Annotated in this window: 10 protein-coding genes and 1 tRNA gene; 4 read left to right on the top strand and 7 right to left on the bottom strand. The window is 66.4% G+C overall.

Going from position 1 to position 11,770, the window contains the following annotated elements; all coding sequences use genetic code 11:
* The first annotated feature begins 42 nt into the window (after positions 1-42).
* Positions 43-1,011, top strand: a complete 969-nt coding sequence (locus tag BHE75_RS21120; RefSeq protein WP_217494745.1) for a DMT family transporter — start codon at positions 43-45, stop codon at positions 1,009-1,011.
* A gap of 24 nt (positions 1,012-1,035) precedes the next feature.
* On the opposite strand, the gene BHE75_RS21125 is transcribed toward BHE75_RS21120, so the two are convergent.
* The 6 genes from BHE75_RS21125 to BHE75_RS21150 all read right to left on the bottom strand — a co-directional run bounded on the left by BHE75_RS21125 (position 1,036) and on the right by BHE75_RS21150 (position 9,091).
* On the bottom strand, positions 1,036-2,412 hold the full coding sequence (locus BHE75_RS21125; protein ID WP_070935266.1) for an amino acid permease: 1,377 nt from the start codon (positions 2,410-2,412) through the stop codon (positions 1,036-1,038).
* Between the two features lie 60 nt (positions 2,413-2,472).
* A complete protein-coding gene (locus BHE75_RS21130; RefSeq protein WP_070935269.1) occupies positions 2,473-2,961 on the bottom strand; it encodes a GNAT family N-acetyltransferase in 489 nt (162 codons plus the stop codon).
* Between the two features lie 59 nt (positions 2,962-3,020).
* Complete coding sequence (gene speC, locus BHE75_RS21135; RefSeq protein WP_254684521.1) at positions 3,021-5,270, bottom strand: ornithine decarboxylase; 2,250 nt, start codon at positions 5,268-5,270, stop codon at positions 3,021-3,023.
* Between the two features lie 64 nt (positions 5,271-5,334).
* Positions 5,335-6,684, bottom strand: coding sequence for a putrescine-ornithine antiporter (gene potE, locus BHE75_RS21140; RefSeq protein ID WP_070936247.1), 1,350 nt, complete (start codon positions 6,682-6,684; stop codon positions 5,335-5,337).
* 388 nt (positions 6,685-7,072) lie between these two features.
* Positions 7,073-7,837 carry an NRDE family protein gene (locus BHE75_RS21145; protein ID WP_070935273.1) on the bottom strand — a complete coding sequence of 255 codons (765 nt, stop codon included), beginning with the start codon at positions 7,835-7,837 and terminating at the stop codon, positions 7,073-7,075.
* Positions 7,838-7,909: 72 nt separating this feature from the next.
* Positions 7,910-9,091: an aromatic ring-hydroxylating oxygenase subunit alpha gene (locus BHE75_RS21150; RefSeq protein WP_015458710.1), complete on the bottom strand. Its 1,182-nt coding sequence runs from the start codon at positions 9,089-9,091 to the stop codon at positions 7,910-7,912.
* Positions 9,092-9,257: 166 nt separating this feature from the next.
* On the opposite strand from BHE75_RS21150, the gene BHE75_RS21155 reads away from it, so the two are divergent.
* A complete protein-coding gene (locus BHE75_RS21155; RefSeq protein ID WP_070935275.1) occupies positions 9,258-10,160 on the top strand; it encodes an enoyl-CoA hydratase in 903 nt (300 codons plus the stop codon).
* A gap of 31 nt (positions 10,161-10,191) precedes the next feature.
* Here BHE75_RS21155 and BHE75_RS21160 read toward each other — a convergent pair whose 3' ends face one another.
* Positions 10,192-10,797, bottom strand: coding sequence for a TetR/AcrR family transcriptional regulator (locus BHE75_RS21160; protein WP_070935276.1), 606 nt, complete (start codon positions 10,795-10,797; stop codon positions 10,192-10,194).
* Positions 10,798-10,866: 69 nt separating this feature from the next.
* On the opposite strand from BHE75_RS21160, the gene bdcA reads away from it, so the two are divergent.
* Together bdcA and BHE75_RS21170 are read left to right on the top strand one after the other, a co-directional pair.
* Positions 10,867-11,580 (top strand): SDR family oxidoreductase, encoded by a 714-nt coding sequence (bdcA, locus tag BHE75_RS21165; protein ID WP_070935277.1) that lies wholly within the window; start codon positions 10,867-10,869, stop codon positions 11,578-11,580.
* Between the two features lie 71 nt (positions 11,581-11,651).
* Positions 11,652-11,727, top strand: a tRNA-Glu gene (locus BHE75_RS21170).
* Positions 11,728-11,770 lie beyond the last annotated feature (43 nt).

Below are 11,770 nucleotides of genomic sequence, written 5' to 3' on the forward strand. Positions count from 1 at the left end.
TTTCCGCCCGCATCCGCGCCATGGCGGAGGAAACGGCGGGAAATGGTTTTCGACATGGAAGCGGATACGGGCAGGATCGGGATCGGCATCGCGTGCGGCATGGCCGCCGGTGCGCTCTGGGGCCTCGTCTTCATCGCCCCCGAACTGGCGCGTGAGTTCACGCCCCTGCAGCTCGCCGCCGGCCGCTACCTCGCCTACGGGCTGGTCGCGGCCCTGCTGCTGGCGCCGCGCTGGGCCGCGGTCACGCAGGGGCTGGGCCGGGCGGAATGGTGGGCGCTGACCTGGCTCAGCCTGCTGGGCAACAGCCTCTATTTCGTGCTGCTCGCCAGCGCGGTGCAGCGGTGCGGGGTGGCGATGACGTCGCTGGTGATCGGATTCCTGCCGGTCACCGTCACCATCGTCGGCAGCCGGGACCATGGCGCCGTGCCGCTCGGCCGCCTCGCCCCGTCGCTGCTGCTGAGCGTTCTCGGCATAAGCTGCATCGGCTGGCAGGCGATCGCGGCGCCGGGCGCGGGATCGCGCATCGACGGGCTGATCGGCCTGGCCTGCGCGTTCGGGGCGCTCGCCTCCTGGACGACCTTCGCCGTCCACAACAGCCGCTGGCTGGCGCGCGCGGGCCATGTCTCCACCACCGACTGGAACCTGCTGACCGGCGTCGTCACCGGCGCGCAGGCGCTGCTGCTGGTGATCCCGGCGATGCTGATCGGCGCGCGGAGCCACGAAGCGGCGGAATGGCTGCGCTTCGGGGCGGTGGTATCGGGCATCGCGATCGCGGCGTCGATCCTGGGCAATGCGCTGTGGAACCGGATGAGCCGGCTGCTGCCGTTGACCCTGGTGGGCCAGATGATCCTGTTCGAGACGCTGTTCGCGCTGCTCTACGGCTTCCTCTGGGAGAAAAGGTGGCCGACGGGGCCGGAGGTGGCGGCGATGGCGATGGTGACCGCCAGCGTCGTGCTGTGCATATCCGCCCACCGGCCGCGCCGGGGCGATCCCGCGCCGGCGGCGGCCTGAAACCTCCCCCCGCATGTTCTCCACCTAGAGCGGGGGCTTGCCTTCGGCCTCGCGGCGCAGAAGCGCCCAGGCATAGATGGGCAGGCCCAGCAGCATCAGCACCATGGTCCACAAGCCCGCCGAAGCGCCCGCGCCGAAGATGGTGATGAGCGAGAAGAGGAAGGCGATGAGCGAGACGAAGGTGAACAGGCGGATGCGCCGCCGCCCGCCCCTGGCGCGGACGGCGAAGCCCAGGATCACCCCTTCGGCCGCGGCGCAGAAGACATAAGGCACCATCTCCGCCGTGGTGGAGAGGTTGATGAGTTCCCGATAGACGCCGATCAGCGTGCTGAGCCCGGTGGCCTGGAGGCAGAGCACGAAGGAGGACAGGCCGATCGAGATGACGATGCCGATCGACGGCACGCCGTTGCGATTGAGCCGGGCGAAGACCGGCGGGAACAGATCGTCCCGCGCGGCGGCGAGCGGCACCTGCGCCATCACCAGCGTCCATCCGTTGAGCGCCGCGAGCGAGGACAGCACCACCGCGCCCGCCAGCGTCCAGCCCGCCCATTTGCCCCACATCATGCTGGCGGCATCGGCGAAGGGCGAGGAGGAAACCGACAGCACCTCGCGCGGCACCACCCCCATCACCGCGACCGTGCAGAAGATGAAGATCAGCGCGCAAAGCAGGGTGCCGAGCATGGTGGCGCGCGGGATGGTGCGCGCGGGGTCGACCACGTCGTCGGCCGGCACGGTGGAGGATTCGATGCCCAGGAAGGCGAACATGATGAGCGGCATCGTCGCCGCCAGCGCCGACAGCACGGGGAAATTGCCGGCGGCGGCATCGGCCGGAACCTCGATCGGCAGGAACAGGCGGGAAGGATCGACCCAGAACAGCCCGATCGTGCCGATGGCAATGAAGGGCAGCAGCTTCATCGCCACGACGATGCTCTGGAAGAGGCCCGCCGCCCGCACGCTGTGGATGTTGACGAGCGCCACGCCCCACAGCGCGGCGAGCGCGACCAGCGTGGAAAGGATCGGATCGCCGAGGATATCGGGCAGGAACACGCGCAGATAGCCGACGAATGTGAGCGCGATCGCCGGCTGCGACACCCACATCGATATCCAATAGGCCCAGGCGACGATGAAGCCCGCGAAGGAGCCGAAGGCGTGGCGGGCATAGGCATAAGGCCCGCCCGCGCCGGGCAGCAGGCCCGCGAGCCTGGCAAAGACCAGGGCGATGCACATCGCCACCGCGCTCATCATCACCCAGCCGATCAGCGCGACATAGCCGTAAGGCGCGAGCGCCGCCGGCGAGAGGAAGAAGCCGCTGCCGATGACGTTGCCGACGACGAGCGCGCTGCAGGCGATGAGGCCGAGGCTCCGGCCGGCGGACGGCGCGGTTTCGGGCGGACTGGTCATCGGCGGGCGGACCTTTGCGGGGACGATATCATCCGGCCCCGACCGGCGGGGCGGCGGCGATCAGAGGGCACGGATGAGCGCCCGCGCTTCCGGGCCATAGCCCTTGGAGGGATCGAGCAGGCCGTCGCCCATCAGCGAGAAGCCCTGGCGTTCCCAGAAGCCGTGCGCATCGCCGACGGCGATGAGCGCGATGGCGGGAAAGCCGCCCCGCCGCGCTTCCTCCACGACGAGCGCGACCGCCTGATTGGCGAGGCCGCGCCCGCGCGTCTCGGCGCCGAGCGCGAGATCGTGGAGGAAATAGCAGTCCGCGGGCTCGGGCAGGGCGACGAGCGGCACATCGAGCACGGGCGGCGTATCGAACCGGCCCGGATGCGAGACCAGATAGCCGCCGAGCCGGCCGTTTTCATGGACGAGGACATGGCAGCCCGCGGGATAGAGGCGGAAGCAGGCGGCGAACACGGCCGGATTTTCCGGGTAATCGAGATGGACCACCTCCGCCAGATCGGCCACGCGGGCGATATCCGCCTCGACCATTGCCCGCCAATGCATATCCGTCCTCCCCGCTCAGGCCAGGTCCGCCCCCGATCCGATCCGCGCGCCCGCTTCGATCATTCCTTCACCACATAGGTGTAGAAGCGCGTCCGGCCGTTTTCGTTGATCTGGTATACACCCTGCACCTCGAACGAGAATCCCGGAAACAGGTTGGCGCTTTCCTCGAAGGCGAGGAAATAATCGATCATCGGCTTCGCCCGCGCGTCATAGCGTTCGCCCGGCACGACGATGCCGATGCCCGGCGGGTAGATCAGCGCCAGGGTCGCGGCGACGCGATTGCCCACCTCCGTCATCGGCACGAAATCGACATCGCCACCGATCAGCGCCTCATTCGCCTCGCGCGCGGACATCGCCTGTTCGGGGAAGGATTCGTGGCGGAAGCAGAGCCGCTGCAATTCCTTGATATTCTTCGATCTGTAGAAATCGTGCATTTCCTGCGCGAGCTGACGGAGCGTATAGTCGCGATAGCGTTCCGTGTTGCGGGCGTAGAGGCTGGGCAGCACATCGCCGAGCGCGCTGTCGCGGTCATAATGTTCGCGGAAGCGATCGAGCTCGGCGAGCAGCATCGCCATCTTCCCCTCGCCCACCGCCGGCGTCATCAGGAAGAGGATCGAGTTGAGATCGTTCTTTTCCGGGATGACGTTGTTGTCGCGCAGATAATTGGCGAGGATCGTCGCCGGCAGGCCGGTGCTTTCATATTCGCCGGTGCGCACGTTGATGCCGGGCGTGACCAGCATGAACTTGGTGGGATCGACGATGGCGAGGTTCCTGCCGGCGTTGCGATAGCCGTGCCAGCCCTCGTCCGCGTCCAGCCGCCAGTAGCTCTGGTCGCTGGCCAGCGTTTCGGTGGGCACGTCCTCCCACTTCACCTTCTGGCCGGCATGCGTGACGATATCGGGGACGAAGGGATCGAGGAAGCCGGCGAAGCGCCGGCGCACCGCCTTACGCGCCTCGATCCCCAGCACGACCATGTCGTTCCACAGCACCTGCCCCGCCTTGTCGCCGTGCATCTGGGCGTTGACGTCGAGGCTGGAGAACAAGGGGTAGAAGGGTGATGTCGATGCCTGGAGCATGAACATCTCGTTGAAGCGGCGATGGTTTATCCGGCGCGGCTGATCGCGGATATGGCCGTCGCGGACATGGATCTGCGAGGCCTGGGAGAAGCCGGCGAGCTGCTTGTGGGTCGATTGCGTGGCGATGATGCCCGGATCGTCCGGCCCGAGCGTAAGGCTCATCGCGAAATGATCCTTCATCAGCGGATGGAAGGCGCCGAAGCCGGCCCATGCCTCGTCGAAATGGATATATTCGCAGAGGTGGCCGATCTTATCGATCACCGCGCGGGCATTATAGACCGTGCCGTCATAGGTGCATTGTTCGATGATGGCGACGCGGATCGGCCGTTCCTTCTTCCAGGCATCCGTGCCCTTGAGGCGGGGATGGTTCTTCAGCCGGTCGCGGATCGTCTTTTCGTCCAGCGCCGCCCAGTCGATCGGCCCGACCATGCCGAAGCCGTTGCGATCGGTTTCGAGATAGACGGGGATGGCGCCGGCCATGAACAGCGCGCCATGGTGGTTGGACTTGTGGTTGTTGCGATCGAACAGCACCACGTCCTTGCTGCGCAGCAATGCGGTGTTGACCACCTTGTTGGACGAGGATGTGCCGTTGAGCACGAAATAGGTGCGATCGGCGTGGAAGATGCGCGCGGCCGCCTGCTGCGCCTCCAGCGGCGGGCCTTCGTGGATCAGCAGATCGCCCAGCGACACCATCGCGTTGCAAATGTCGTCGCGGAACACGTTCTCGCCCATATGTTCGTAGAACAGCCGGCCGACCGGGTGGCGCATGAAGAACTGGCCGCCCTGATGGCCGGGGCAGGCCCAGGCGCGATTGGCGTCGAAATCATATTGCATCAGCGCGCCGAAAAAGGGCGTGTGCAGCCCCTCGGCATATTTCTCGACCGCGGCCATCAGCCGCTTTTCGTAGAATTCCTTGGATTCCAGCTCGGCGATCACCACGCCGTCGAGCGCCTTCAGGAAGGGTTCGTGGAACGTCTCCTCGTCGCGGCGGCTGAGGAGGAAGATGGGCATGGCGAGGCCCCGCGCCTCCCGCGCCTCGACCACGGCCGGCGCATCGGGGCGGGAGACGATGATCGCGCCGAGATCGGCCCCGCCGCGTATCGCCTCGGCCGCATCGTCCGGGTCGACCACCGTGACCTTGAAATGCAGCTCCTCCTCGATGATGTGGGCGACGAACTCGAAATCATGGCCGACCACCAGGATCCGGAAATATTCGGTAACGGGATATGCCATCTTCACGCTCCGCATCGCTGCTGAGGGAGGGACGGGCGGCCGGGAAGAGGCCGCCCGGCGAGGATCATTCCTGGAGGGCTTCCCCCGGATGGGCGACATGGGCCTTCACGTCCGCATCGTAGAAGCGGGCCGCGACGAAGCCGAACAGCGTCCAGCCGAGGAAGATGCAGAGGCCGCCCAACATCAGCGCCTCCGAGCCCGAGCTCCACAGCGCGTAATAGCTGTAGGCCGCGCCGATCAGCGCGACGATGTTGGTGATCAGCGCCTTGTGCGCGGGCACCTGCATCACCTTCTGGATCGCCATCAGCGCCGCCATGCTCATCACATAGGGCACGAGGTTGGTGACGACCGCGAAGTTGACGATGCGCTGGAACTGCTCGGCCAGTTGCGGGCTCACCGTCATCAGCGCCAGCGCCACCTGCGCCACCAGCAGCACCAGCATGCCGATGATCGGCGTGCCGTTGCGGGTGGCCTTGCCGAAGATCGGCAGGAAATAGCCGACATCGGCCGAACTCTTGAACACCTGCGCCACGGTGAACTGCCAGCCGAGCAGCGATCCGACGCAGGCGAGCACCATCAGCGCCATCACGATGCTGCCGACCACGGGCGAGAACATCTTGGCGAACACCAGCCCGAAGGGCGCGGTGGAACTGGCGAGTTCCGTATTGGGGATGATGCCGGCGATGACGTTGGTGGAGACGATGTAGATCACCGCCGCGCTGATCGTGCCCACCATCACCGCGATCGGCACGTTGCGTTCGGGATTTTCCACCGCATCGGAATTGGCGTTGGCCGATTCGAGGCCGAGAAAGGCCCAGAGGGTGAGCGCGATCGAGCTGGTGACGGCCGATCCGAACGGCAAGCCATGCGGGTTCCACGCCGCCGTCCAGGTCGATCCCCGGAACCAGAACCAGCCGAGCAACGCCACGACCACCACCGGGATGATCACGCCCCATACCGTGACCGCGCCGATGCGGCCGGTGACGCGCGCGCCGCCGAAATTGGCGAAGGTGGTGATGCAGAGCAGCACGATCGTCCAGATGCAGGTCTGGATCGGCGAGAGCTGTTCGTTGAACAGCACCACCGCATAGCCGACGGCGGTGATCGCGATCGCGACATTGGCGATCACCAGCGACAGGCCGTAGGTGTAGTTGGCCATATAGTTGCCGCCCTTGCCGAACGCATATTCGGCATAGCCGCCCATGCCGCCGGGCTTCCGGCTCAGCATCCCGCAGCGGGCGAAGGCATAAGCGAGCGCGATCGATCCGCCCGCCGTGATGATCCACGATATGATCGATATCGTTCCCACTTCCGCCAGCTTGCTGGGCAGCATGATGATGCCGGAGCCCATCATGTTGACCGCCGTCAGGATCGTGAGCTGCCACACGTTCATCTTGCTATGTTCGGCGCTCATCCGGCGTTCCTCCTTGAAGACGCTTGCCCGGAAGCGGGCGGACCGTGGCACTGGCCCGGCGGGGACGGCGCCGGGCGATCATCGGCGGGGCCGATGGAAGGACGCAATCGCTTCAGAATGGAAATGAGGACCAGGAAGGGACTTTCCGGCATCGCCGCCGGAAATGAGCAAGCATTGGCGGCGGCGGGACAGCAATGTTACAAGGTGCTATCGCCCGCGATGCGAGACGCCGTTTCCGGAAGACTATGGACATCTCGCCCATATGCAGGCTCCGTCACGCAGGTTCCCCCCTGGCCGGATGCTGGCGGCACTATCCGTCTTTTTTACGATTGGTTCAATATTGAAATCATTACGGCCGCAAATTCGCGGTGGAGGCCATATCCGCCCGCTATCGCGGCCAGGAAAAGCCAAGCTCCGTCTCGCCCGTGGCCGCGCCGTCCGGGCCGTAACGGCGTTCGACGATCAGCCCCGCGCCGCGATCGTCGATGGCGACGACGGTGCTGCAGCGGGTGCCGTAAACGGGGTTGCGGATGAAGACGGGCGATTGCGTCGCCTCCTGCGGAATATCGGACGGGCCTGCGGCGATCAGCCCGACATCGGGCAGGACATCCGATCGCAGGCCATCGAGCAGCGCATGCGGCGGGAGGGCGCCGTCGACGATCCAGTCGAGCAGGGTCGCCTTGAGCTGCAGGGTCTTGGGCCAGGGTTCGTCCAGCGCGCCGTTGGACAGGCCGTAGATGCCGGGCGCCAGCCGGCTGCGCACCGGTTCGGGCCGATTGGTGAGGAAGGTCGCCTGCCCGGCATCGGCCAGGATCAGATTGAAGGGGTTGAAATCCCCAAGCGCGGCCGCGGCCGGATCGGCATAGGCGCCCTCGCCGCGCAGCAGATCGGCGACGAGCGCTCCGCGCGAGACCCGATCGGGGCGGGCATCGCCGAAGCCACGGAGATTGGTGACGACCGCCAGCCGCCCCCGTTCCGATACGCCCAGCCAGGTGCCGCCCGACCGCAGGTCCCGCCCCGCCAGCAAGGCGGAATCGGGATCGGGCCAGCGCGCGAGCGGGGCGGCGGGGCGGGCGTGCAGTTCATCCCGGTTGCCGGCCAGCACCAGCCGCCAGCGGGGATGAGCATGCCAGGCGAAGGCGAGGACGCACATGGCGCCCCCTATCGCAGATCGCGGCCGGCCTGGCGATGGGAGACCGCGCGGCCTCCCACGACGCGGCGCCTTCTATTCGGCCGCCTGGGGCAGATCGGCCGCCAGCGCGCTCGCGGCGTCATGGCCGATCAGGCGATCATAATTTTTGTGCATCCGCAGCACATTCTGCTCGCGCCGGCCGAGGATGATCGAGGGCACCGCACCCGATTCCATCATCACCTGCGAATTGGACTGGATCTTCATATCCTCGTCCATCGCGACCTTGATCAGCATGTCCGCGACATAGGCATCGCGGGCGCGCTGCTCCTCCGACGCATCCTTGCCCCAGCCATAGAGGCGGAACATGTAGTTGCACTCGCCCGGCTCGTCGCCCGGATCGCTGCGCTGGAAGATCGCCATCGCCTCGCCCGCGATCACCACGGTGTTGGGGAAGATCGCGTTCGAGACGGAGAAATGGCAATATTCCGGCCATTCCTCCTCGGGCAGGTCCTTCAGCGTCATGATCTCGGGGCTCACCGACACCAGCGTATGGTGCAGCCCGAAATCGAGATGGACGAACTGCTGCAGCGTCATCGGCCCCACCGTCTGCGGGTGGAGGAAGGGGACGTGATAGCCCTCGACCCCGCCGTCCACGGCATGCTTCCAGTTGATCCGCGCCCTGGTGCTGAATTCCTTCACAAGCCGCAGATTTTCGAAATGATAGCCGGCGAGGTGATCCTTGATCGGGCCGAAAAACTCGTCGGCGTCGATTGTGCCATCGGGCTGGGGATGGACGAGCAGGAAGCCCATCGTCTCCACCAGCGGAAGCTGGATCAGCCCGCGATCCTCCAGCAGCCCGTCGAACGCCTGCCGGCTCGGCACGCCGACGAGGTCGCCGTTCAGCGCGAAGGTCCAGGCGTGATAGGGGCAGGTGAAGGCCTGCGCCTTGCCGCAGCCTTCGGCCAGCTGCACGCCGCGATGGCGGCAGGCGTTGAGGAAGGCGCGCGCCTGGCCGTCGCGCCCGCGCGCCAGCAAGATCGGCTTGCCGGCGATCTCGGTGGCGTAATAGTCGCCCGGTTCCGGGATGTCGGCGCTGTAGGCGAGAAGCTGGGTGCGGTTGAGGAAGAAGACCTCCTTCTCCTTCAGGAACCGTTCCTTGTCCACGAATCGGCCGATATCCAGCTCCCAGGCGGGTTCGTCCGAATATTCCAGCTCGTTATTCTCGACCATGGCGATGATGCGCTTCGCCAGGCTGATGCGCGCGGCCCTGTCCATGTTGCCCTATCCTCTCCGAAAATGCGCACTTGCCGATCTTGAATGCCGATTATGCGCGGTTTACGTGGCGATGATGTCGATCGGGAACGCAGTGAACAAGGCGTAACTATATCCGGCGGGCGACGGACCGATGGCGGGACGGCCACCCGCCCCGAAGCGAAGGAAGATGCACGTGGACGATCTGGTCGAACCCAAGGCCGCCGACATCGCTTATGAGACGGACGAGCCCGTGCGCTACGAGACCGACGGCGCGGTCGCCTATGTCATCATGAACCGGCCGCGCTTCCACAACGCGCAGAACAGCCAGATGACCTATGCGCTGGACGCCGCCTTCCGCCGCGCGACCGACGACGATGCGATCCGCGCGATCGTGCTGAAGGGCGAGGGCAAGCATTTTTCCGCCGGCCACGACATCGGCACGCCGGGGCGCGACATCGCCGCTTCCTGGGATCGCGTCCATCTGGTGCCCGATCATGTCAACAAGCCGGCGGCCGAGTTCCTCTACACCCGCGAGCATGAGGTTTATATCGGCATGTGCCGCCGCTGGCGGGACATCCCCAAGCCGACCATCGCCGCCGTGCAGGGCGCCTGCATCGCCGGCGGGCTGATGCTTGCCTGGGTGTGCGACATCATCGTCGCCACCGACGACGCCTTCTTCCAGGATCCGGTGGGCCGGATGGGCATTCCCGGCGTGGAATATTTCGCCCACGGGTTCGAGCTGCCGCCGCGCATCGCCAAGGAATTCATTCTGCTGGGCGATCGCATGCCGGCGGAGCGCGCCTATCAATTCGGCATGGTCAACCGGCTTTCCACCCGCGCGGCCCTGGATGCCGACGTGAAGGCGATCGCCGACGAACTCGCCACCCGATCGCGGCTCGGCAACTGGCTGACCAAGCAGGCGCTGAACCATGTCGAGGATCTGCGTGGCAAGCGGGCCGCGACCGACGCGCATTTCCACATGCACCATTTCGCCCATGCCCAGAACGACATGATCGTCGCCAACAGCCTGGGCGGGCTGGATGCGCGATCGATGGCGGCGGCCAACAAAAGGGCAGCGGGCGACGATTGAGGGGCGAGGAAGGATTTTCCCCGGCACCCTCTCAATCGTCGGCGCGCCCGGCCTCGGCCCGGAAAGCGCGCTCCATCACCCCGGCGAAATTGCGCAGCATGTCCGCATCGGCTCCGTCGCGCGCCGCCGCCGACATGCCGGCGAGCGCCGTCGTCACCAGATCGGCCAGCCGATCCGCCTTCGCCGGATATTCGGCGGCGATGAAATCGCGGATGGCCCGGCGGCTGTCCGCCTTCCAGAGCGCGCCGAGCGCGCGGGCCTCCGCATCGGCGCTGTTGCGGGCGCCGTCTATCACCAGGCAGCCGGCCACACCGTCGCAGGCGGGATAGAGCCGGGCGGCCTCCCGGAAGGTGCGGCCGATCACCGCAGCCACCCCGCCGCCGCCTTCCAGCGCGCGGGCGAAGATATTGGCCGGCCCCGCGGCATAATGCCGCAGCGCCTGTTCGAAGAGGCCGAGCTTGCTGCCGAACGCGGCATAGAAGCTGGGCGGCTTGATGCCGAGCACCGCGCACAGCTCCGCCACGCCCACCGCGTCATAGCCGCGCTGGTGGAACAGGCGCATCGCCGTCGCCACCGCATCCTCCTTGACGAAGGATCGCGGCCGACCGCGTTCGCGAGCCTCTTTTGTAGCGATCATTAAATTATCCTTGCATCGAGCGTCCGCCATTATATATAGCGGTCACTATATATTCTCAAGGAGGCCGGCATGGCTGATTTTTCCGGAAAGACCGCGCTTATCCTCGGCGGCAGCCGCGGCATCGGCGCGGCCATCGTCCGCCGCTTCGCGCAGGCCGAAGCCCGCGTGATCTTCACTTATGCCGGATCGGCGGAGGCGGCCAAGCGGCTCGCCGCCGAAACCGGGGCGCGGGCGGTGCAGGCGGACAGCGCCGATCGGGATGCGCTGACGGCGGCGATCGCGGCGCAGGGGCCGATCGACATGCTGGTGATCAATGCCGGCACGCTGGCGATCGGCGATCCGCTGACACTGGATGCCGACGCGATCGACCGGATGATCGATATCAACGTCCGCGCACCCTATCATGCCGCGGTCGAGGCCGCGCGGCGGATGCCGGACGGCGGCCGGATCATCGTCATCGGCTCCACCAACGGCGATCGCATCCCCTTCGCGGGCGGCGCGGCCTATGCGATGACCAAATCGGCGATGCAGGGCATGGTGCGCGGGCTGGCACGCGATTTCGGCGCGCGCGGCATCACCGTCAACAGCATCCAGCCCGGCCCCACGGACAGCGACATGAACCCCGCCGACGGGCCGATGGCCGAGCAGATGCACAGCTTCATGGCGGTGAAGCGCCATATCCGGCCCGAGGAGGTGGCGGAGCTTACCGCTTATATCGCCGGGCCACACGCGGCGATGATCACGGGATCGATGCAGACCATCGACGGCGGCTTCGCCGCCTGACCGCTGCGCGCCGGAGCCCGCGACTTGACTCGCGCGGCGACGCTCCATAAGGACGCGGCTCCAACGCGCATGGCCCCTTCGTCTAGCGGTCTAGGACGTCGCCCTCTCACGGCGAAAACACGGGTTCGAGTCCCGTAGGGGTCACCAAAATACTCTCCCAGAGAGTATCAGAAGGTGCCGGGAACGGCGG

It is taken from the genome of Edaphosphingomonas haloaromaticamans (genome assembly GCF_001853345.1).
Taxonomy (GTDB): domain Bacteria; phylum Pseudomonadota; class Alphaproteobacteria; order Sphingomonadales; family Sphingomonadaceae; genus Sphingomonas_E; species Sphingomonas_E fennica.

Excerpts from the sequence above, each read along its gene's own strand:
- BHE75_RS21120 (WP_217494745.1), top strand. The coding sequence starts at position 43 with ATGGTTTTCGACATGGAAGCGGATACGGGCAGGATCGGGATCGGCATC.
- BHE75_RS21125 (WP_070935266.1), bottom strand. The coding sequence starts at position 2,412 with ATGACCAGTCCGCCCGAAACCGCGCCGTCCGCCGGCCGGAGCCTCGGC.
- BHE75_RS21130 (WP_070935269.1), bottom strand. The coding sequence starts at position 2,961 with ATGCATTGGCGGGCAATGGTCGAGGCGGATATCGCCCGCGTGGCCGAT.
- speC (WP_254684521.1), bottom strand. The coding sequence starts at position 5,270 with ATGGCATATCCCGTTACCGAATATTTCCGGATCCTGGTGGTCGGCCAT.
- potE (WP_070936247.1), bottom strand. The coding sequence starts at position 6,684 with ATGAGCGCCGAACATAGCAAGATGAACGTGTGGCAGCTCACGATCCTG.
- BHE75_RS21145 (WP_070935273.1), bottom strand. The coding sequence starts at position 7,837 with ATGTGCGTCCTCGCCTTCGCCTGGCATGCTCATCCCCGCTGGCGGCTG.
- BHE75_RS21150 (WP_015458710.1), bottom strand. The coding sequence starts at position 9,091 with ATGGACAGGGCCGCGCGCATCAGCCTGGCGAAGCGCATCATCGCCATG.
- BHE75_RS21155 (WP_070935275.1), top strand. The coding sequence starts at position 9,258 with ATGCACGTGGACGATCTGGTCGAACCCAAGGCCGCCGACATCGCTTAT.
- BHE75_RS21160 (WP_070935276.1), bottom strand. The coding sequence starts at position 10,797 with ATGATCGCTACAAAAGAGGCTCGCGAACGCGGTCGGCCGCGATCCTTC.
- bdcA (WP_070935277.1), top strand. The coding sequence starts at position 10,867 with ATGGCTGATTTTTCCGGAAAGACCGCGCTTATCCTCGGCGGCAGCCGC.